Source organism: Bacillus sp. FSL H7-0578, assembly GCF_038630855.1.
GTDB classification, from domain to species: domain Bacteria; phylum Bacillota; class Bacilli; order Bacillales; family Bacillaceae; genus Bacillus; species Bacillus safensis.
Map to the genome: position 1 here is coordinate 2,321,367 of NZ_CP152045.1, position 21,744 is coordinate 2,343,110.

Below are 21,744 nucleotides of genomic sequence, written 5' to 3' on the forward strand. Positions count from 1 at the left end.
TTGCCTACAATCGGTCATCTTTATTTATCATCCTTTAAAAAATTGCTGTCGAGATATTGTTTTCCCCAATCATACATCGCCTCTAAAATCGGCATTAAGCTTTCTCCTAGTTCTGTGAGAGAATACTCAACCTTTGGCGGGACGACAGGATAAACCTCCCGGTGCACAATGTGATCTTCCTCTAATTCTCTTAGCTGATTGACAAGCATTCTTTGCGTAATCCCAGGCATTAACGACTTTAACTCACCAAAACGTTTTGTCCCTTCTCTGCCAAGGTGCCATAAAATCAGCATTTTCCACTTACCGCCGATAATATTCAGCGTCAGCTCTTTTTCGCAATTGAACACTTTATTTTCCATTCGTGATGACAACAACATACACTCCTTTAATTTCAAACCATTTACGCTTTATCATATACTGCGGCAAAATGAATAGCCAAGCATACGGTCTTCGTTATTGATTTTGTTTTTTGACAAAAGCCATCACAGCCTCTGTCATTTTTTGTGCTTCTTTTGGCGCTCTGTCTGATCCAAACCATTTGTTCAGATCACTATGGCTTAACGTATGAACCCGAAAAACAAACCGAGAGCCTTTATCATGGTTCAGTTTTTCTGCAAATCGGTACACCTCAGGATTTTCCCAGCCCGTGACCAAATAGACAGGAGGTACATTCGCTTGATTCATATAAGTGACAGGTGATGCCTTTGTCCAATTTTTCTCTTGTTTGCCAAAGACTTTTTTATACGATGGGATGGCTTGTATAAATTGATTGAGGTTTAACGGTCCGTCTAGAACAACAATGGAATTGATCGATTTTGGCGACAGCCCCACACGTTTTAAGTAAGTCGAATCTGTAGCAACCAGCGCCGTCAAATGACCGCCCGCTGAGTGACCCATGACGTTGATTTTTGATGAATCGATTTGATATTCATCCGCATGATCCTTGACCCATTTAATGGCGTTTGCTGTATCATCTGCCATCTGCTCATAGTTGGCATCAGGGTGAAGCCTGTAATTCATTGAAACAAACACATACCCTTGACCAGTAAAATAATCAGCCTTTGAAGCGACTCTATTCTTATCGCCACCTGTCCAGCCGCCGCCATGGAGATAGATCATCACAGGATGCTTCTTCTTTTTGTCTTCATCTTTGCCCTTTGGCATATACATATCGAGTGTTTGCTGTTTGTTTTGTGTGTCTGCATAATGGATATTGGTTGTCGGCTTAGGCTGGTTGAAACGGAACACAAAGAATGCGCATACCAATAAACCAGCGATGACCGCCGCAAATGAGAGCCATTTCATGATTCGATTCAATGTCATTGCACCTTTCTATGTTGGGATGGGGAAGTATATTTGGGCATATGTTGGCAGACTATCACGATTCATTTGATATTACTTGTATGACTTGAACCGTTTCACAATAAAAAGAAAAATATTGTTCTTCAAAGTCTTCGACAAAGTAATTCAAATTTTCCCATCCCCTATCTAAAAGCTGAATGTCCAAGAAAAGATAGTCATCGTTTGTTAACTCCAAATCTTTGATTTGAACAGAAGAGACATTGGTGAATTTCAGATGAATGTCTGCTTGTAGATTCGGGGATTCATATGGGATGTGCAGAACAATACAATTGATCAAGTCGTAATGTTCATTATACTCTTTAAAGTAGTGGAATTCATTGATTTGCTTTAGATGACTGATATCGAAATCAGGGATTTGCTTCTGGATTTTTCCATCAAGAAACCATGTCATTGTTTGTCCTCCAAGACGTTATTGTATAAATGCAATGATTCGTTTTCTTGTTTCTTCATGGTATTGAACGTAGGAATGCAATAAAGGATACGATTCAAGGATATGTTGAAACGATTTGATTTGAGGGGATTGCTCTCCAAATGACTGACGTAACACGTTTAACTGTTTTTTCGGTATTCGTTTATGAACAACCACATAACTCAAACTGCCTGCAACAAGTGAAAAAAATAAATAAAAATCATCTGAGGGCATACCAGTTTCTTCTTCAAAAGAGACGATATCATCTGGATAAGTGGAATCTAACAAGTATTGATAGCGCTGCTTCAAATCATTGATTAAGCCTTGTTTATCTTGGCTGAACTTCATGGACCTTTCCCCTTTCTCTCATTGTTTCTCAATTCTCATTTAGACTTTTATGTTAAATAGAAAATTTGCATTTGCATCAGATTCTTCAAGTATTTCATTGTTCAAATGCCATATCCCATGAGGATGGTAACTGCATTAGATTCATCTTTCTAAACTACTAAACATCACATTCATTCTCCTAACGAATCATGTCACGGAGTTTGTATATATTCTTCAAATGATATAAAGTCCGCTTTTTTTCGAAATACGCTTAAGATTTTCTGATCTCCTGTAAAAATAACATCTGTCGAATCAAAAAAACCGATTTCAAACACAGCTTGAGGAATAACGGGTGTATAATTCATGTTCCAATATCGTTCATTATCTTCAATTTGAGGTATTGAACTGATATTCAAATGATCTACATGACGAGGCAATGCGGTCAAAACAGCGAATATAAATGAATAAGAATAGTCATTTAAGAATTTTTTGAAATGTTCACCTTTCAGAAATAAAAAATCCGTATAATCTGGCATTACTTCTGAATGGAATTGATTTTTACGATCATGAAGCATTGTGAGTGTCACATCGCTTATGACCCAGTTGTAGTCTTCTACGTTTAAATTGATTTTCTTTATTAACTCATTTGCTTCGAATAAATCTATTTCTTTTGCTAATACGATTCTCATTACTTGCTCCACCTCATCAATTTAAAACATTAGACTACTAATTTAAAAATATTCTACAGTATCAAAGTCTGACCATAATTTCCAGTCAGTATTTGTGTTTATATTTACAATGAATAACCTTATCTTGAAATACACAGAACATGTAGATATATGTAAAATTTATTATTTAGTTTTATAATTTCGAATCAGTTCTTTTTTAAAATCATCAGGAAGTTTTTGATTCGGAAATACAACTGAAATCCAACCTAATACAACCTCATCTAAAGTTCTCCACGTTTTTAACAATTGTTTATTCATATGTTCTAATTGATGAATCGCTAATACTCCTATTTCATAACCTCTTTCGCCATAAATGATCCATTTCGCAGAAGGGGAAAACCATACCACACGTGAAGCAATATCCATCATGCTATCATTTACACTCTCTATCGGATAATCCGTTAAGAGATCAAGGTAATCACTTGGTGTGAGGTTTAACGGGATTTTCACCCAAGGATAATAACCAAAATCATGATAATAATCATCCATCGTCTTCTGCTCATCTAATACTGCCATTAGTATATATTTATCTCTGTGGCTCAAAGCTAAATCTCTTAGTGTCTCCCAGCTATCGTCTGATAACAACCAATGAAACTCTTCGAATAAGTAATAAGGTGTTTTTGTTTTCAACACTTGATCAGGGAATGTCTTTGTACTGTGAACGAGCGTATGTATAAACGATTGAACATGTTCAAATTCTTTTGGATCGGATATAAACAAATTTTTCACTTTATGCTCCTTTCATATCTTTGGGTGAGTCTATCATCAGTCATCATTGCTTGTAACATGACGCATAATGAGATAGCATTTGAGTGAAATAGTCATTAAATGTTTTTTGATCCTTCAATATTAGTTCTAGCCAATTTGCTAAAACAGGGTGGTTTAGTGGCTTCCACTCTTCTTTTAATAACCTATTTTTCACAGAATCTTTTGTTGACACCATACCTATGATACAAATTTCCATATCTCTATCTCCCCAAATCGCCCACTGTAAAGAATGAGATAACCAGACCACTATGTTCGAATTCGTGATTATATCATCCGCTATGGAACCTTTTGGGTGCGTCCATAGTGCATTTACATAGTCCTCATTTGAAATGTTCACACTCGTTTTCAGCCAATTATAATAACCAAATTCCTTCAAATAGTATTCGGTTGGATCTGGTTGAAGGACTGCAGTCAAAAATTCTCTATCTAGTGTAACATTTGATAACTCTTTTATTGTTGGTAAAATATCATCACTCAATGCCCAATCAAACTCTTGAAACAAAAAACAATCAAAATTCTTACAGAAGACTTGTTGTGGCAGCGTTTTATTTTGGTCAAACACATTGTCCACTAAATTATGATAGGATTTGAATTCTTTTTCTGAACGAATAAATAAGTCTTCAAGCCGTTTCAAACAACTACCTCCACTCTTGTTGAACTAATAGTTTTTTAATTCTTCCTCTTGAATACGACGACTCCATATGGATTGTAAAACAAATCATATTCAGGATAAAAATCATATTCAATAAGATCTAACTTTAATTGCTGGCCTTCATCATAGATAACCTTTTCTTCTAAAGTTTCTCTTTTTTCTTGAATAGATTTGTTTATCCAATTTAAAAAGTGCAGCTCTATTTCGTCAGCATGAAACCCTTCAAACATCATTTCAGGCTCTCCAAATTGTTGAAAACCACTGGTGACATACACAACATCACTTTCTTGAACAATAGAAGTCATATATTGATAAGTGTTGAACTCTTCAATTAAACTTAGCCATGACTTCTTCATAAAAGAACGACCTGATGATTCAACTTTTATTGCAATGCCATCAATCTTTAGTAAATCCGTAGTAAATTGTACAAGAGCGTTTATTTCTTCTAAGGATTCAGTCATCCCAATGATATACAAGCATGTTTGATGCTTATTTATTTGTTTAAGTTTTTCTAAATTGAAGTTCTTTTGGAAGGAAAGTCTCGCTTAACTGATCAATATGATCAACTACTTCAAGGTCGTAATAAGTTCCAGTTAGTTTATGTATGATTCGATTTAACAAATATATAATCATTCAATTCTTCAAGTTCTTTTAAATGATGTGACCAAAATCATGGAATTGCGATTACTGTTTCAGGCATAAAATTCACTCCTTTTATTTAGATTGAGGCTCAACCATAAGAAAATAACAAGGTGATCTATAGGAACTATTTGTATTTTTCTAACCAGTCATTCAAATCATCTACAGAATGTAAGTAAGAATTAGATGAATCTTACAAATCAATTCCACTCAAAAGAACCAACATATCCCAAACTTGATCATCATCTATTTCTGGATCGTCTGCAGAAACGTAATTTTCAGCCCAATCAGAAACTTGTTCTCTGGTGATCATCCCCTTTAAGACTTTTCGTATTTTATGTAAACAGTCTAGCATTTTTGGTTCGTCCATTAATTACATCATTCCTATATAAGTTTTTCTCAAAACTTACTTCACGCTGTAAACTGCTTATATTTTATATTTGATAATATCCTCCATTGACATCCCTTTAAAATATAAAGAAAGAATGCTTAAAATAGTGTATTCACCAAGTATACCAATCGGGTTAAATATCATTTTAGCCGTTTTTGGGTCAGCAACCTCTAAGTCCATAACAGGTGCAATGGAACCTTCTTTTCCCTCGCTTACGTAATAATTTTCATCTCTATATGTCACGAATTTCAGATTTTGAAGATCCTCTTCTTTTATAAAATCTTTATTTATTTTTGTGATGACTTTCCATGAACCACTTAAAAAGCCTGTCAAACCTGTACTTGCAACAAATAGCCCATTCTCTTTTTTCATCAATTGTTTTAACTCTCTTTTTTCAATTCTTTCATCAACAAACAAATCATAGTATTGGATTAAAATTTCATTCATATTGATTTCTTCCCTCACCTGAAATGATCAAAGCATAGCTCAATTTTCCAACTTCTTTTAATGGGAGTTCAATAATAGCTCCCGGTTCTATTTTACCTAAAGTTTTTGCTTTTTTAGTTGTTACTTTAATATCCGTTACTTCTTTCTCATTTAAATCATCAAAATAGTGACTGCCTCCATTGTTTAGGACTGTCATGATTGTCAAAAGCATCTCATCAATCGTTGGCTTTCTTTCCAAATGTTCCTCAGTCATTTCATAAAATTGTTCGATCGCTTCTTCAAAAATATCTAATCCATCATCACCAATCATGATATTCTTTTTCTTATGTTCTTCTTCCCAAAAACCCATTTGAAAGCACACTCCTTATTTATGTTTTCTAGATTTCGACAAGTAATATGCTAGTCTCATTTTGCTTTATTATGATAACCGTATACTTGTGTAAACTGTTTTATTTGCACGTTTGAAAAGTGCCACTTCATTATCCGTTAACCATTTAAGCTCTCTCATGTGATACGAAATGTCTTCTAAGTAGGTATCGGTTTCAGCAATTAATTTTTTATCTAAGATATTTCTTTTATTGTCTTCAACTACAAGATAAAGAGTAAACTGCTTTAAATCTAATTCAATCAGAGGATATGCTTTCTTTGTTTTATCAGGACTTAATTTTGTTTGTTTTCCTTTTATTTCCGCTTTATATTCCTTTTCTTTCATTTTTTGAAATGCCACTTTGACTAGCTGACTGTCCCAGCTTTTTAATTCACACAGATAGAGCATCGCTTTTTCTAAAGTATCAGCTAAGATCTTTTTCTTATTTATTGCATGTTCAAATTCACTGTAACAAAAGGGTACTTCTAGCTCATACGTATTTTTTAAAAATAACATGTTAGGTTCTTCTTTTGAGGTACTAATTAATTTGTAGTCTTTAAAAGATCCACATATAAAAACAATAGCCTCACAATCCTTTGTTTGAATTCTTTTCCCTAATTCCCATAAAAACATTTCAGTTATACAAAGGGATTGGCTAGCTAATATTCCTCTACCTTCATCTGACATTAATTGTATATACTTTAAATACACCTCTTATTTTCCTCCTTATTAAATGACCTGTTGATCCATATTTGCTCATTCTTTTTCCTTTTTTGCTTTCTTAAACACAAAAATTCTATCTCGTTCCCATCGAAACACCCTTTCTCTCTTTATATTTAATTGATATGACCGGTTGAAAAAAATTCTAGCTCCCTAGGATTTGAAGAATTTCTGTTGCTTCAATTCATCAATTAATGGTATAAACATTCTCCGCAAATCTGATTCATTTTCAAATGCTATTAAATATCCTTTTTTGCTCACGAGATTATTCGATACACAAATCCATATATCGAGATGATCTATAAAATAACCTTGATCCCCTTCTTCACCATCATGAAACTCTTCGCCATTTAGATAATTTACTGAAAAATATATGGATGAATAATAACCTGCTGTAAAACAATCTGAGACTTGAATTTCTCTCCCTCTAGATTTTTTCCCATATACGAATCGTCCAAATTCAGCTTTGATCGTTAAAACTAAATCTTTAAATTTTGCTTGTTTTTCATTCACTAGATTCAGTGCGGTATTTGTTATTTCTTTTTCGATATTTGCGATAGATCCTTTGGTCATCGTGTTTAATTTAACTTTCTTCAACTTTTCCTCCAGTATAAAACCCTCCCTAATTCCTAGAGAGGGTTTTATATCTAATACTAAAAGTAATTCATGACATTCTTACTACTACAATAATTTACTTCTATATAGCTTATTTTCTACCAAAATATAAAGATATTCTCCAACTACTTTGTAAGTAGGATCACACTGTGAAGGATCAATCCCATCTAAAAATAATTTCATTATAAACGTTTCATCGTCAACTATTTTAAAAGCATACTGTTTATTTTCCATATTATTAAATAACAAGATTTGACTCTCAGAAACATATAGTTGGTCACAGTACCTGTAATCTTTTCTATCTAGGTGGTACATTTTCTTTTTTTGACATGACTGATTTTCAGGGTTTAAATCGTAAGAAAAAGTTGAAATAACAATTGTTTGCTCTTCTTCATAGCTAGTGTATAGTTCTGAACCTAGAGTTTGTATTGAAGAACATTCATACATTATCCCTTTAAATTCTTCCTCAAATAACATTTCTCCTATAATTAAGTTAATACAGTAAATTCCTTTACCCTTAGGATTTAATTCATCAAATATCCCCTCTTCTGACATACCAATCCATAATAATCCGTTTTCATCCAGATGAAGTGTATTAACACTTAGTAAAAAAGAACATATTTCTACCATATTATTTTGTTTTAAATCTAAAAAATTTATTTTACATATATATTCTTGTTCAAACACAATGACAATGGTATCGTTTATTTCTTGTATTAAATAAATATAGCTATCAGAATCAAGTTCATTTAATGATTTATTCATTATAATACTATGATCCTTGACTACTTGAAGTATTAGTTGATCATCAATAAGAAATACCATATATATTTTCTCATCTCTTCCAACATTAAAATAAATTAAATCTTCTTTTGGAAAATCAATTACTTTTTCTGTAGTTATTTTACTTATCAATAATCTCAACTCCTAATATGGAAAGCTTGTTCTTAGAGTACCATCTTTTTGGACTACCACTCTAACTCTCTTTGTTTTTTTTCCTTTCCCATTGACACCAACATGTTTTTTATAAGTTTTCTCATAAACTATTGATCCAGGTTTATTCCCAGCTCTAGGCTTTCCAGTCCTCAAGGTATCCCGTGTAGTTCTTTTTAATGTTTTATTACTTCTAAATTTTCCCTTATTTTTCTTTTTAGATTTTGCAGAATGACCTGATTTAATATGATCCCAATCAACACTTTTTACTTTTCGTTTCCCGCTACTTTTCGCAAAATTATAAGCTCTTTTCGCTCCCTTTAACTTTCCACCACCCAAAAATCCTGATACGGTTGCAACTGCCACACCTTTCCAATCTTTTCCTGATTTATGTGCTTTGTATCCATCATATACCGCAAATCCTGCATTGACAACAAACCATACCCAATGGCCGTCTGGGTCCACATTCATGACTGGGTTGTTGTTTCCATAGGTATATCCGTTTTGATCTAGTGCTTCTCCATCGCTTCCTGGGTCTGGGTCAAGTGATAGGAATACGCCGTTTCTTGGTTCATAGTAGCGTGCGATTAAATAGTACAATCCTGTTTCTTCGTCAAAGCGGTAACCTGCATAGCGATATGGGTTTCCTTTTACTTCTTCATCTTCTTTTACTTTAGTTGGAACGCCCCATGTATCGTATTCGTACTCAGCAACGATTTTTCCTGCACTATTTGTGATGGCTATGACATCACCGTGTGCATTGTAGTGATAGAAATATTTGTTTCCATTTTGCGTGAATGCAAGGAGTTGTCCACTCTCACCGTATGTGTATGCTTTTGTGACTTCGTTGTCTCCATCTGTTTCGTATAAAACATTCAGGCTGTCGCCGTCATAAAAGTAATTGGTGACTTTTCCATTCACTGTTTTTTGAATTCTATATCCACGCTCATCATATTTGTAAGTGACAAATGGCTTGTCTTCCCCTTTTTTTGTGATAGCCGTTATGTTATCTTCTGCATCCCATTCATAAAGGAATTGCCCGTCAGACGTTCGGTTGCCATTTTTGTCATAAGTTAAAGTCTCATCATTTACCTTTGTCAGTTGGTTCATGATGTTGAATGATGCGTTGATTGTTTTTTTAGTGCCATTTTTGTCAGTCGTGACGGTTTTTCTGTTTCCAAACCCATCATATGTGTACTCAATGACCGTGCCATCTGGATGAGTTTCTTTGATCAATTGATCTAATTTTCCATACTCATAACGAATCTTCCCGTTGCTTCCTTGATCAACCGTTATTCTGTTTCCATTTTGATCATATTCATAAGCTTCGTTTAAGATCGTTGTGCCTTGGTTTGTTCCAATATGCAAATCATTGATTAAATTGCGCTCATCATAAGCAAAGCTAGCACCACTGCCGTTACCTGTAATAAAGGACTGGACATTTCCGTTTTCATCATAATCAAACGAATACGTAGAACTCGAATCCTTCATCTGCGTCATTTGATCAAGCTTATTATAACTGAATTGGTTCGTCCCTTTTTGATTTCCGTGTGTCCATTCAAAGGATTTCAGTTTATCTGAATCGGTTGGATACGTCCAAGTTTGGCTGCTGCCACGCTCTGTTAACTTTGTGATGCGGTTTTGTTGGTCAAACGTTCGATTTTTGGTTGTGTTTTGTTCTTTGTTGACAACCGTTGTTTCGTTTCCGTTTTTATCATAGCTAAAGTTATATTTTTCTGTCCCATTGTATGACTTGGATTTCACTCGGTCTGTTCCATCATACGTGAGAGACACTTCATGTCCATTTGCAGAAATGGTTTTGATTAAGTTGCTATTTGCATCATATTCACTTTTCAACACATTTCCTAATGGATCAATGGTTTTTGTCAATTTGCCCATCAGGTCGTATTCAAATTGATACGTCTGATCTGAATCAGCACGAATGGTTTTCGACCGTTCATTGCCCTCTTTATCATAGGTTCTCACAATGGATGTACCGTTAGATAAAGTGATCTTCTTCAGCTGATCGGCCTGGTCGTATTCGAATGTTGTTTTTTCGTCTTTCGCATCTGTTTCAGAAAGCTTATTGCCTGTTTCGTCGTAGGCAGATTGAGATGAGTAACCAAGCTCATCCTCTTCTTTAACTGCATAGTTCCCTTTTCCGTCGTAAGTCGTTCTCGTTAAAAGACTACCTTCTACTAGACGGATATCGTCAAACCAAACCGTTCCAGTCGCGCTTTTTTGGAAAACGATCTGTACATCGACTTTTTTCAATGGTTTTGTTTTTGGTATGACAACCGCCGCTCGGTTCCACTCCTGTGTACCGGTTGGGAATTTCGCATTAAACGTTCCTGTTGTGCCATCTGTATACGTAACGGACGCTTGAAGTGAGTAGTCATTTTCATTTGAAGCTTTGACATTTTCAGCCTTAGACATCCCAGTCAATGTGACATACACAGATTGATCATTTGCACTTTGTTCAATCGGGACAGATTGTTTATAGATGGCATTCGCTTGAGATGAAGATGTTCTGGTCATTTTTAACGAAACGTCATCGTTAAAGCCTTCTTCATTATCTAATGAACCACCTGTTCCGCTCCAGCTTGTTGTTTTATCCGTAAAAGAATTATTTTTGACTGGATTATAACTTGATGAAACTTCGCCTTTTTCTAGCTGAATTTCATCGAACCAGGCTTTTCCTTTTCCAGCCTTATCTCGATGATCCACTTCCATATAGATCACAGCTTTGCCTGCATGGGATGGCGTCGTAAACGTGACTTGGCGTTTTGTCCAATCGTTTTTGCCTGATAATGTGCTGTAGCCGTTGCTGATCCATTGAATTCGCTTGTTGTTTGTATCTCTTAAATCGATGTTAAAAAATGCTCTTGCTTTCGTTAGATCTGTCTTTATTTTCCCACTCAGTGTATACGTCGTATTTGGATCTAGTGTCACTTCTTGAGTAGCAGAAGAATAGCCAAGTTCTGTTCCTTCAGTTGTCGATTGTGAACTGATCTCTAATACTCGGCCTCCCGATAACGCACCACTTTTCCCAGCTATTTGCGCTAATTTCCCGTCATCCTTAGATGCTGTAAGCTTCCAGCCAGTTAGCGTATCTTCAAAACTGCCATTTTTCAAAATACTCGCGCCTGCAGCAAGTTCTTTACTCGTTTGTATCAAATTCCCGTAAGAATCATAAATACTTGCTGAAGACATATTTCCACTTTGATCCGTTTCAGATACAGCATCTAATCCATCATAGGCGATATCTGTGATATCTCCTTCTGTATCTTTCACTTTAGTGACATCATTGTTTTTGTTATACTCATAGGTTTCTGTACCATAAGCATCTTTTGCTTGAATAACATTACCATTCTTATCATAAGAATAGCTTTCTGTAGCTTTCCCTTTTTCTACATCATTCGGGTCAGCTTCTTCAACAATTTGATTTCCTTCATATTTGGTTTTGGTCGTAATCTTCAAACCTTCCGCATCATCTACAACTTGAATTGGATTGGCTGCTTCGTTATACGTATACTGTATTTTTCGACCGTTTGGCTGCGTCATCATGAGTGTCTTTTTAGACATATCATATGCATACTCAAAGGTTTCTTTTTTGGCATTGATTGCCTTAACTAAACGGTGATTTTCATATTGGTATTCTGTAAAAACAGGCTGATCTTCTGTGCTGTTTTGAGAGAATTGTTTAATCAATCTGCCTTCTTTATCGTATTCATATGAGATGCTCGTTCCATCTGGGTCAATGACTTTCACTAGTAAGCCTGCATCATACTCATATGAAAGCTTTTTCCCTTTTGGTCCTTGAACGGAGATGATATGACCATCTTCATCATATTCCATTGTTATTTTTCGGCCAGACGCATCTTCCATTGATGTGAGCTGATTGTTTTCGTTATATTTATATGTCGTTGTATTTTTATGTCCATCTACAACCTTAGTGATCTTCCCACCGTTTTTACTAAAGTGCGCAAAGGTTTGATCCTTCGTTTTTAACATGTATTCATCATTTGATTCCGTTAATTCAAGGAAAATACCTGTTGGTGGTTGGTACGTACCATCTGCTTTTTTTGTAAAAACATGAGTTGTGGCATCCTCATCAATATAGATGGCACCTTCTTTTGTTGGCGTAATACTAGTTTCTACATCTGCGTACCACCCTTGACCAAACAAATGGTCAGCTGCATCTAGACTGTTGTACGTGCGACCAATTCCAAGTCCTGGCCCTCTTCCATCAATTGACATTTCTTCTTCGCTGACAATGACATTCCCAGTTGCACCATTAAGCTGACCGTCTGGTATATCAATAATCGACCAGTAATCCTCTGTTCCAAGGAATTCGGCCCCTTCATGGAATGTCGGGTTAAAGGCTGGTGTCGGAATGGTTTCTCCATTTGCATCATAGGCGGAAAGGGTAAAGGAGTAGTTCTTACGTCCTTTATAATTTCCATTCGCATTTTCATATACTGGTGATGGGTCTAGCGCTAATTCCCCGCCCTTACTATCTGTATGAAGCACATATTTCCCACTTTTAATTTCATCAGGAGTTGGCCAAATATTCTTGTTTTGTGTTGTCCAATGATCGACATCACCCACATCAAATGATTGATATGCCTTACCATTATAAATGTTAATTTTATACCCTTTTGCATTTTTCACTTTGTCCCAATGTAAATTGATATAACCTGTTTGGCTCTCTTTTGTATTGGTATAAGCATATCCAGATAAAGCTTTCGGTCTAGATAAATCAGGTAAAGTTGGTCCAGCTGGCGGTGAAGCAATGGCTTCTCCATCTTTATTGTAGGCAATCACTCTGAAGGAATAGTGTTTTTGAGCCGCATCTCCTCCAGCATTTTTGTAAGTCGCACCTGGATGAATTGGAAGCTCCGCACCTTTTCCATCTTGGAGGTGCAATGCATATTTACCTGCTTTGATCTCAGCAGCTGTCGGCCATACTTTTTTCCCTTTTGTTGACCATGATGTTTGATTCCCAAGATCCAATGTCTCATAGCTTTTCCCATTAAACATTTGTATTTTATAACCGGTTGCACCGGAAACCGAATTCCAAGAAAGATCAAAGTAACCAGTTGCGTTATTATTATTGAATCCTTTTGTACTAGGTGCTTTTGCTCTAGCAACATTCGGCACGACAGGTTTTACTTTTGCTGACATTGCGCCTTCACCTTGGTCAAAAATCGCACTTACAGCTACCCAATAATTTTTACTTGTCGCATAATTGCCGCCTGAATTTTTGTAAACTGGAGAAGGATCAACTGCTAATTCAGTGCCACCTTTCCCATCTAAATGGAGTTTATATTTTTTTGCTGCTATCTCACTCGCTGTTGGCCATATATTCTTTCCTTTTGTACTCCATGATGCTACATTTCCAACTGAAATGGCTTCATACTCTTTTCCGTTGTATAGCCACACTTTGTAGCCTTTTGCGCCAGACACCTTTTCCCAACTTAAATTTAAGTAACCTGTACCATTCCCATTACTAAAACCTTTTACAGTCGGTGCATTTGCCTGTGGAATTGTATATGTTACTTCAATGACTGGTTTATTAGTTGAGTTTGTTGATGAGATTATTTTTTTCCAATGGTCTTGCCCATTTCCATTTGCATGTAATTTAAATCCATAGTTAGCTGTTCCACTATTCCAAGCTTTGATGGTCGATGTCACATCATAGGTCGCCCATTGTCCTTTATATACATTGGCTTTACCGATGTTTTTTGAGCTTGGTTTATTGTTCCATGTTAGCTTTGTATGATCATAGTTAGCATTGACTGTATCCAGCCAGAGACCAGTAACTTTCGTCCCGTAATATGAATGAGCAACATACGTTTTGAGCGTTGCTTTCGTTACATTCATATTTTGAATTGGCTTGAATGAATTAAACTTCATAAACGCATAGTTAGTCCCAGTTGTTTTATCATAATAACCTGTTTTCAGTACATAACTTTTAAGTTTAGCATCCCATTTTTGCGTAGAGGATGAATAATTTGTTGTTGGGTATGCACTCATGATAAATGTGTCTGCTGACACAGACAAAGAAGTCGAAGGATCGATAGACACAGGATAAACTCGTTCAGGATCTTTGAGCCATTTTTCATCTGCTGTCACACGAAGTAAATAACCATCGTCTTCTTTTTCTAGTTTAAAACTCACATCTTCTGAGCGAGCCACTTCACCTGACTTTTCATCTAAATTGGAATCGGTCATAAATGGTTTTGGGACTTGAAAAATGGTCCGCTTTTTCTGATCATAAAATGTAATAGAACCGTCTTCCTCAATTTCCCCAGTTAGATCTGTTTTTATTTTAAATGTAAAAGAATTGTAGCCATCATATCGATTGAGTACAATATCTTCTTTGATGTTTTCATTAAAGGTAAATGATCGTAAATCTATATTTGGAAATACCTCTTCATATGTAAGCTCATTGGTGTTCTCTTTAAATTGTGCTGAGGTATCCTTGGAATTGATTTCTGATTTGTTTTTCCCTGAAGCTTTTAAAATTGAAAATTCAATTTGATGCTTCTTGTGTTCAAATGTAGCATATAGTCCTTGTTTCATTTGCTTTTGAAAAGTTGATTCTAATCTTGCATTTTCTGTCTCTATTTCTTTTTTCGAGATCGTCTTTAATTCAGGAGAGATATCCTCCCACTCAGCGTCTGATGCATCTTTTATATGAATAGGGTCAGGATATACCTCTTGTGTAAATACACCCTCTCCTTCATAAAAAAGCTTACTGTTTTCTGTTCTTTCTGAAAGAACTTCTCCGTCTTTTCCAATTTCATCTTCGTCAATGCCTGCCATTTCTAGGGCTTTTGAATCATCTAATTCTTCTAAGCGATTATGACTTGATTTTGTATTTTCGTCATGTTCTTCTGCAAAAATATCAGAAGGAAACATTGATAAAAGCATCACAAAGGCTAATAGTGCCGCGATATTCCTTTTCCATTTTACTTTTCTTTTTAGATTCATATTAATCTCCTTATCATATATTTGTAACATTTGTAACATTACGCCATATATAATAATGCATTTGAAATGATACTTCAATATATTTCTATAAATATATCATTCTTTCAAACTAACCCATATATCATCAACTTATCAATATATCCCCTTTTTCATATAAAAAAAGCACCCTAAACGGATGCTTCAATCAAATGATATTTTTTCAAAATACGATAGGTAATTTCTTTTGCTTCTAGCCCGGTGCCTTCGATATTTGTGACGAAAATGTAGGTTTTGTTTTCATGTTTGATGAAGCCTGCGTACCAGCCGATGCCTGAACCGGAGCCTGTTTTTCCGTATAGGGTGGCATGTTTCTCTTCTTCTTGTATCATCATTCGTTTGACGGTTCTCATGACAGACAGGTCAAATGGAAGACTTTCTTCATATAGCTGTTTGAGAAAATGGACTTGTTCTACTGGAGAAATTTTCAACGAACTGCTTAACCAAAATTGATCGATTCCGCCTGATATGTCTTCGTTCCCATAATGAATGGCTTTCACCCAATGACTCATGCGTTCTTCTCCGATGTCACGCGCCATGGCTTGATAGTACCAGACGACTGAATCTCTCATACCAGAGCCCAGTGTATGATCCTTATTCCAGTTATCAATCTCTCTTTTCACTCCGTCCCAATATTTAATGTCGTATTCATCTCTCACTGCGCCTGTTTGGAGTCCGATGAGGGCATTTGCCACTTTAAATGTCGATTGTGGGGCAAAGCGCTTGTTCGCTCTTTTTTTGTTATACACCCATGGCGATTTTTCTTTTACTTCTTGAATCACAAATGTGCCTTCCCGGTCTTTCATGAATTCATCTACTGACCACGCTGGAGATGTTCCCTCACTTGATGAAGGCTGGCCGATACAAAATGCCATCAGCATGATGGTGCAAAACAGCCATTTCATATGCTTTTTCTTCAAAAAAATCGCTCCTTTTCCTATGATTTGTATCGATTGTAGCATGCCTGAGTGATGAGACATAAGGTACGCTTGTCCTCTTTTCTGCCAAATAAAAAAAGCCGGTTTCATCCGGCTTTTTGATCATATTAGCTTTCTTTTTTCTCTTCAATGGCCTGCTTCGCAATTTTTGAAATCGTCATATCATCCATTGGCGGGTTATGGAGCCCAGCCCGGATATCTCGATAGTAACGCTGAAGCGGACAGCCGAGGCTTAAGCTTTTTGCACCGACTAAACGCATGGCTTTATCGACCACTTGCAGACTATGATTAACGACTGTATGCTTCACAGCACCGAATTCATTGATTAACAGCTCTCTTTTCTCAGGCTTTTCATACAATGTTGTCGTTGAATAGATGACGTGGCGTGCTTGCTTTAGTAGTAAATCAATTTCGCCAATCAGTGTTTGGACATTCGGCAGGTCACTAATCGTTCCGCTGATACTGTTCGGTGAATGTGTGATGGCATACTGTACAGCATAGTCTCTTGCCGCTTGTGCAATTCCTAAATAGCAGGAAGGAATATGGGCGATCCAAGGGTTTAACGTACCGCCCCGAGGTCCTTTTTGCACTTCAACAAGCATATCATCTGATACCACAACTTGATCTAAGATTAAATCATGGCTTTCTGTTCCTCTCATGCCGACAACATCCCATGTTTCTTCTATAGAAACACCTTCTGTGTCACGGTGAATTAAGAAGAATCCCATCGCCTCTTTTTCTTCGATCCATACGCCGACTAAAAAGTATGTGAGAGCTGGTGACATTGTTGTGAAAATTTTACGTCCATTGATCACCCAGCGATCACCTGATTTCATCGCTGTTGTCCCAGGCTTGCCGCCTCTTGTTGGGCTGCCTGTCTGCGCCTCACTCACAGCGCGGTTGACAAGGGCCCCCTTCTTCACTTCTTCCGCAAAAAATTGCAGCTGCTTCTCATTCCATAGTTTCTTTTCATAAATTTCACCAACAACTCCTTGGTGCCAGCCAATCGATAAGGCAGTCGCTCCGTCCATGCTGCCAAGCGTTTCTTGAAATAGAACCATATCTGTTACAGATTGACCCCCGCCTCCATATTCAGCGGGAAGAGACAGGGCTGTATATCCCATGTTTACTAATGATTCGATATTCTGTTTAGGAAAATAAGCGCCTTCATCATGTTTTTTTGCGTTTTGTTCAATCGTTTCACGAAGAGATTCCAGCTGATTAAGCCATGTTTTTTGAAAATCGGTATCGACAAATAATGCTTTAGACAAAACGTATCCAACTCCTCTGTTTCTCACAATCTATGATATCTCATTTTTCCAATCGGAATGAATAAAACACACTTTACTTATAGGATTTAATGTGTTAAATTTTATCAATATTAAGTACATCTGTCAAAGGAACGTGATGCTTTTATGATCTCAGCTACTAATCTACATAAATCTTATGGGCAGACCCATGTGTTAAAAGGCATTGATTTCACCGTACAAGAAGGTGAAGTGGTCGCAATTATTGGACCGAGCGGATCAGGAAAAACAACACTTCTCCGCAGTTTAAACAGCCTCGACATTCCAGACAAAGGAGAGCTGACTGTTGGAGAAGCCACGATTCAATTTGAACGATATCATAAAAAAGATCTTTTAAAACTAAGGCAGCAATCTTCCATGGTATTTCAGCATTATCACTTGTTTCAAAATAAACGAGCACTTGAAAATATTACAGAGGGATTGATTGTGTCCCAAAACATGTCTAAAAAAGAAGCTGAAAAGGTTGGAGAGCAATTTTTAGCGCGGATTGGACTGCTTCATAAAAAGGATGCATTTCCGAGTGAATTATCTGGCGGTCAGCAGCAGCGGATTGGAATTGCCCGCGCTCTTGCGATGAATCCTGCGGTGCTTTTGTTTGATGAACCAACGTCCGCACTGGACCCAGAGATGGTCGGAGAAATCCTTGAAATGATCAAAGATATTGCGAGCCAAGGGATGACGATGGTCATTGTGACGCATGAAATTTCGTTTGCAAAGGACGTAGCGGATACCGTGATCTTTATGGCAGATGGGGAAATCGTTGAAAAAGGCTCCCCAGAAGACGTCCTGATGAAGCCTCAGCATGAACGAACGAAACAATTTTTATCTAGGATTCATCGCGGAATGTGGCAAGGATCGGAGGAAGACATATGAAGCAAAAGACAGCATTCATGACAGCTGGTGTCCTTCTGATTCTCCTCTCCCTGATTGGCTGCAGCAGTGTGAAAACAACAACAGATGATGGAAAACAAATTGTGAAAGTCGCACTGAGTGCAGAGGTCAATCCACCTTTTTTAGCCACAAATGACCGAAACGAACCGATTGGCTATAACATTGATTATTTAAATGAAGTGGAAAAGAGACTTCCACACATACATTTTGATTACATCTTTGGCGAGGAAGAATCCAATTTAATTGGTGTTGGCGCAGGGAAGTTTGAAATGGCAGCTAATTGGTTTTTCAGTAACCCTGAACGCGAAAAACGGTTTCTTTACCCTCAAGTTCCGTACGGCTATTCGATGACAGGATTAATTGTGAATGAATCAAACCGGGATATTCAATCGCTTGATGATATGACATCAAAAAAGCTCGCTCCTGTCAGTCCCAGCGGCGGATTGCGTTCCATATTAAATCAATATAATGAAGAACATGATCCAGATATTCCGCTGACAACCATTGAAAGCCCTTCAAATGAACTCAACTTAAAGCGCGTTGAAAGCGGACGGTCTGATGCGGCTTTTATGAATATTTCGACCTTCGATACCATACAAAAGCATCTCAACCTAAAGGTCAAAGTTGGCGGCATTGTGTCAAAGGAGCCGATTTATCTTGTCTTACAGCCGAGTGAGAAGCAGCTTGCAGCAGATTTGGACCGGGTCACACAAGAGATGATTGATGATGGAACACTACCTAAGCTTGCGAAAAAGTGGTTTGGGGTTGATTTCTTTCAAGATATTGACTACATCTCAGAGCAAGGCTATCAATATGAAGAAAGGAAGGAAGCGTCATGACGTTTACAGCTGGAGATTGGCTGCGAATTTTTTTACAGGTGCTTGAACGCCTGCCACTCACTTTTCTCATTATTGCGGTGTCATTGTTTTTCGCCATCATAATAGGGCTCTTATTTGCATGCATTCGTATAAAACAAATCCCAGTGCTGAAGCAATTGGCTGTTATCTATTTATCTTTTACACGAAGTACGCCATTAATTGTTCAGTTATTCTTAATTTATTTTGGACTTCCTCAGCTTTTACTTGTGGCAGGAATTCAAATCAATCATTGGGATCGTGTGTTATTTGTGATGATGACGTTCTCTTTACATACGGGGGCTTATTTATCTGAAGTTTTTCGCAGTGCGTATTCGTCTGTTGGGAAGGATCAGCTGGAAGCCGCCTACATTGTGGGGATGACAGATACACAGGCCTTGATCAGGATCATTATCCCGCAGGCCTTTCTCATTGCCCTGCCAAACCTCGGAAATTACACCATTGATCTTGTGAAAGACACGGCGATTGCCTTTACGATCGGACTCATCGATATTATGGGACAGGTGAAGATCATCTTAGGAAATAACTATGGAATCGGCATGTTTGAAGTGTATGTGATCATTGCGATTGTGTACTGGCTCATTTGTATGAGCATTGAACTAATCACCATGCTGCTTGAAAAGAAATTTGTAAAAGGCCGTACCAGCCTGTCACGTTAAGGAGGCGATTTGATGCAAACCATTGATATTCCATTTGCGATTGACCAAGTACCACATATTCTAAAAGGTGTTCCTCTCACCTTATTAATTGCTCTTGTTTCCATGGCTGTGAGTCTTGTGATCGGATCTGTTTTTGCTTTCATTCGCCTCTTTCGCATCCCTGTACTCAGACAGCTCGTTACGCTATACGTCTCCTTTTTTAGAGGAACGCCGCTTATTGTTCAACTGTTCGCTTTCTTTTATGGGCTCCCTTTTCTTCTAACCAGTATGAGCGGCACATTCGGACTGACCTTTCATCCGGATATGGTCTCCCCTTTAGCTGTGGCTCTTATTACCTTCAGCCTGCATTCAGCCGCTCATTTAACAGAGGTGGTCCGAAGTGCACTTCTGGCAGTAGACAAAGGGCAGCTTGAAGCGGCAAAAATTGTAGGCATGACCACACGTCAGGCGATGATACGCATTATTTTGCCGCAGGCATTTGTTGTGGCCTTACCAAACCTAGGCAATCAGCTCGTTCAGTTATTAAAAGCGACATCTCTTGCGTTTACAATTGGGGTACTCGAAATCATGGGTATTTCCCGGATCATTGCAAATGACGGCTATCAGTTTTTAGAAACTTATCTCGTCTCTGCTTTGATCTATTGGCTGCTGAGCATTGTCTTTGAATTAGCCTTTGCATTATTAGAGAAACGTGTCAGTGTATACGGAAGAACTCTCGGACGTTAAAAAGTCGATCAGGCCCAAAAACCTGATCGACTTTTTTATTCACCCTTTTTTGGTGTGTTAAATAGTTCTTTTGGTGCGGGTTTGAGCTTTGGTGCAGAGCCGAATACGACAGGTGCAGAAATATATCTGAACTCTCCTTTTCCATCCATGCTGCGGCCATGTGCCCATCTGCCTTGCTTACTTTCTTCCCCTCTTGAGAAGTTAAACAAGTCATAGGATACTTGCTGTTTTTCTAGTGAACGAGGGAAGGTGGTTGGTACGACGACATCCCCTTCTCGCTCTTCTAATTCTTTAATTGCGGCAAGCCACATATTTTGATGGTATGTATCACGAGCAATGAGGAAGGAGAGCATATCTTTGACGCCGCGGTCATCTGTCATTTCGTAAAGTCTTGTGACCTGAAGGCGGCCCTGGGCCTCTGCATTTAAATTGGCTCTGAAATCCGCCATTAAATTTCCGCTTGAAATGATGTATTTGGCATTCCACGGGTATCCTTGACTATCCGCTGCCATTGCCCCTAAACCTGCAACAATCGCATGCTGCGGGTTCATTCCGCCCATGACAGCTGCAAGTGCAGGATCACTTTGGTACGCCTCTTCTTGTTCCTTAACTGGTGCATTATCAAGTAAACGCGCAATCATCGTTGCCAGCATTTCGACATGACCAATTTCCTCTGTTCCCACGTCAAATAATAAATCCCTATATTTTTGATCTGCCCGGCAATTAAAGCCTTGAAATAAATATTGCATCATCACGCTGATTTCACCATATTGACCGCCTAATACTTCTTGTAATTTCTTTGCATACACCGGATCAGGCTTTGAGGGCTTTGCTTCATATTGCAATTCTTTGATGTGATAAAACATGATGTCATCTCCCTTATCATTAAACATCTTTTCAATTATCACTATTCAACCGCAGCTCTCTTTATGAAAATGATATGAATACATAAAAA

At 37.4% G+C, this 21,744-nt stretch carries 22 protein-coding genes; 4 read left to right on the top strand and 18 right to left on the bottom strand.

Annotated features, from left to right (window positions below; translation table 11 throughout):
* Positions 1-20: 20 nt before the first annotated feature.
* From MHB41_RS11945 to MHB41_RS12025, 17 genes are all read right to left on the bottom strand, one after another.
* A complete protein-coding gene (locus tag MHB41_RS11945) occupies positions 21-377 on the bottom strand; it encodes a winged helix-turn-helix transcriptional regulator (protein WP_029708013.1) in 357 nt (118 codons plus the stop codon).
* A 76-nt stretch (positions 378-453) separates the two neighbouring features.
* Positions 454-1,323, bottom strand: coding sequence for an alpha/beta hydrolase (locus MHB41_RS11950; protein WP_098676969.1), 870 nt, complete (start codon positions 1,321-1,323; stop codon positions 454-456).
* A 55-nt stretch (positions 1,324-1,378) separates the two neighbouring features.
* Positions 1,379-1,753, bottom strand: coding sequence for a hypothetical protein (locus MHB41_RS11955; protein WP_098676970.1), 375 nt, complete (start codon positions 1,751-1,753; stop codon positions 1,379-1,381).
* Between the two features lie 18 nt (positions 1,754-1,771).
* Positions 1,772-2,119, bottom strand: coding sequence for a YxiJ family protein (locus MHB41_RS11960; protein WP_098676971.1), 348 nt, complete (start codon positions 2,117-2,119; stop codon positions 1,772-1,774).
* Positions 2,120-2,310: 191 nt separating this feature from the next.
* Positions 2,311-2,787, bottom strand: coding sequence for a hypothetical protein (locus MHB41_RS11965; protein WP_098676972.1), 477 nt, complete (start codon positions 2,785-2,787; stop codon positions 2,311-2,313).
* A 162-nt stretch (positions 2,788-2,949) separates the two neighbouring features.
* Entirely contained in the window at positions 2,950-3,555 is a 606-nt protein-coding gene (locus MHB41_RS11970; protein WP_098676973.1) for a hypothetical protein, read from the bottom strand.
* 43 nt (positions 3,556-3,598) lie between these two features.
* Positions 3,599-4,228, bottom strand: a complete 630-nt coding sequence (locus MHB41_RS11975) for a hypothetical protein (protein WP_098676974.1) — start codon at positions 4,226-4,228, stop codon at positions 3,599-3,601.
* 35 nt (positions 4,229-4,263) lie between these two features.
* Positions 4,264-4,722 (bottom strand): hypothetical protein, encoded by a 459-nt coding sequence (locus tag MHB41_RS11980; protein ID WP_098676975.1) that lies wholly within the window; start codon positions 4,720-4,722, stop codon positions 4,264-4,266.
* A gap of 356 nt (positions 4,723-5,078) precedes the next feature.
* Positions 5,079-5,255, bottom strand: a complete 177-nt coding sequence (locus MHB41_RS11985; protein ID WP_255290958.1) for a DNA-binding protein — start codon at positions 5,253-5,255, stop codon at positions 5,079-5,081.
* A gap of 57 nt (positions 5,256-5,312) precedes the next feature.
* Positions 5,313-5,723 carry a hypothetical protein gene (locus MHB41_RS11990; RefSeq protein WP_255290959.1) on the bottom strand — a complete coding sequence of 137 codons (411 nt, stop codon included), beginning with the start codon at positions 5,721-5,723 and terminating at the stop codon, positions 5,313-5,315.
* On the bottom strand, positions 5,716-6,072 hold the full coding sequence (locus MHB41_RS11995) for a hypothetical protein (protein WP_255290960.1): 357 nt from the start codon (positions 6,070-6,072) through the stop codon (positions 5,716-5,718). The genes MHB41_RS11990 and MHB41_RS11995 overlap by 8 nt, the downstream gene beginning before the upstream one ends.
* Positions 6,073-6,141: 69 nt before the next feature.
* Entirely contained in the window at positions 6,142-6,801 is a 660-nt protein-coding gene (locus MHB41_RS12000; RefSeq protein ID WP_098676976.1) for a hypothetical protein, read from the bottom strand.
* Positions 6,802-6,963: 162 nt separating this feature from the next.
* The gene (locus MHB41_RS12005; protein ID WP_255290961.1) at positions 6,964-7,407 is read right to left on the bottom strand and encodes a hypothetical protein; all 444 of its coding nucleotides are present in this window, start codon (positions 7,405-7,407) and stop codon (positions 6,964-6,966) included.
* Between the two features lie 84 nt (positions 7,408-7,491).
* Entirely contained in the window at positions 7,492-8,340 is an 849-nt protein-coding gene (locus MHB41_RS12010) for a hypothetical protein (protein ID WP_098676977.1), read from the bottom strand.
* A 12-nt stretch (positions 8,341-8,352) separates the two neighbouring features.
* Positions 8,353-15,357 (bottom strand): DNRLRE domain-containing protein, encoded by a 7,005-nt coding sequence (locus MHB41_RS12015; protein ID WP_098676978.1) that lies wholly within the window; start codon positions 15,355-15,357, stop codon positions 8,353-8,355.
* 167 nt (positions 15,358-15,524) lie between these two features.
* Positions 15,525-16,313 (bottom strand): BPU family class D beta-lactamase, encoded by a 789-nt coding sequence (gene blaBPU, locus MHB41_RS12020; protein WP_098677047.1) that lies wholly within the window; start codon positions 16,311-16,313, stop codon positions 15,525-15,527.
* 125 nt (positions 16,314-16,438) lie between these two features.
* Positions 16,439-17,602, bottom strand: coding sequence for an acyl-CoA dehydrogenase family protein (locus MHB41_RS12025; protein WP_034280002.1), 1,164 nt, complete (start codon positions 17,600-17,602; stop codon positions 16,439-16,441).
* A 144-nt stretch (positions 17,603-17,746) separates the two neighbouring features.
* Here MHB41_RS12025 and MHB41_RS12030 point away from each other — a divergent pair, with 144 nt between their 5' ends.
* From MHB41_RS12030 to MHB41_RS12045, 4 genes are read left to right on the top strand one after another with little or no spacing between them, the layout of a single operon-like run.
* Complete coding sequence (locus MHB41_RS12030) at positions 17,747-18,511, top strand: amino acid ABC transporter ATP-binding protein (protein ID WP_024427908.1); 765 nt, start codon at positions 17,747-17,749, stop codon at positions 18,509-18,511.
* Complete coding sequence (locus tag MHB41_RS12035) at positions 18,508-19,368, top strand: amino acid ABC transporter substrate-binding protein (protein WP_024427907.1); 861 nt, start codon at positions 18,508-18,510, stop codon at positions 19,366-19,368. The genes MHB41_RS12030 and MHB41_RS12035 overlap by 4 nt, the downstream gene beginning before the upstream one ends.
* Positions 19,365-20,063 (top strand): amino acid ABC transporter permease, encoded by a 699-nt coding sequence (locus tag MHB41_RS12040; RefSeq protein WP_024427906.1) that lies wholly within the window; start codon positions 19,365-19,367, stop codon positions 20,061-20,063. The genes MHB41_RS12035 and MHB41_RS12040 overlap by 4 nt, the downstream gene beginning before the upstream one ends.
* Before the next feature lie 12 nt (positions 20,064-20,075).
* Entirely contained in the window at positions 20,076-20,789 is a 714-nt protein-coding gene (locus MHB41_RS12045; protein ID WP_024427905.1) for an amino acid ABC transporter permease, read from the top strand.
* A 35-nt stretch (positions 20,790-20,824) separates the two neighbouring features.
* On the opposite strand, the gene MHB41_RS12050 is transcribed toward MHB41_RS12045, so the two are convergent.
* On the bottom strand, positions 20,825-21,655 hold the full coding sequence (locus MHB41_RS12050) for a manganese catalase family protein (protein WP_024427904.1): 831 nt from the start codon (positions 21,653-21,655) through the stop codon (positions 20,825-20,827).
* Positions 21,656-21,744: the final 89 nt, after the last annotated feature.

Bases quoted from the DNA above. Each gene is read 5' to 3' on its own strand.
- MHB41_RS12045 (WP_024427905.1), top strand. From the start codon at position 20,076: ATGCAAACCATTGATATTCCATTTGCGATTGACCAAGTACCACATATT.
- MHB41_RS11950 (WP_098676969.1), bottom strand. From the start codon at position 1,323: ATGACATTGAATCGAATCATGAAATGGCTCTCATTTGCGGCGGTCATC.
- MHB41_RS11960 (WP_098676971.1), bottom strand. From the start codon at position 2,119: ATGAAGTTCAGCCAAGATAAACAAGGCTTAATCAATGATTTGAAGCAG.
- MHB41_RS11965 (WP_098676972.1), bottom strand. From the start codon at position 2,787: ATGAGAATCGTATTAGCAAAAGAAATAGATTTATTCGAAGCAAATGAG.
- MHB41_RS12040 (WP_024427906.1), top strand. From the start codon at position 19,365: ATGACGTTTACAGCTGGAGATTGGCTGCGAATTTTTTTACAGGTGCTT.
- MHB41_RS11955 (WP_098676970.1), bottom strand. From the start codon at position 1,753: ATGACATGGTTTCTTGATGGAAAAATCCAGAAGCAAATCCCTGATTTC.
- MHB41_RS12030 (WP_024427908.1), top strand. From the start codon at position 17,747: ATGATCTCAGCTACTAATCTACATAAATCTTATGGGCAGACCCATGTG.
- MHB41_RS12015 (WP_098676978.1), bottom strand. From the start codon at position 15,357: ATGAATCTAAAAAGAAAAGTAAAATGGAAAAGGAATATCGCGGCACTA.
- MHB41_RS11995 (WP_255290960.1), bottom strand. From the start codon at position 6,072: ATGGGTTTTTGGGAAGAAGAACATAAGAAAAAGAATATCATGATTGGT.
- MHB41_RS11985 (WP_255290958.1), bottom strand. From the start codon at position 5,255: ATGGACGAACCAAAAATGCTAGACTGTTTACATAAAATACGAAAAGTC.
- MHB41_RS11945 (WP_029708013.1), bottom strand. From the start codon at position 377: ATGTTGTTGTCATCACGAATGGAAAATAAAGTGTTCAATTGCGAAAAA.
- MHB41_RS11990 (WP_255290959.1), bottom strand. From the start codon at position 5,723: ATGAATGAAATTTTAATCCAATACTATGATTTGTTTGTTGATGAAAGA.
- MHB41_RS12035 (WP_024427907.1), top strand. From the start codon at position 18,508: ATGAAGCAAAAGACAGCATTCATGACAGCTGGTGTCCTTCTGATTCTC.
- MHB41_RS12050 (WP_024427904.1), bottom strand. From the start codon at position 21,655: ATGTTTTATCACATCAAAGAATTGCAATATGAAGCAAAGCCCTCAAAG.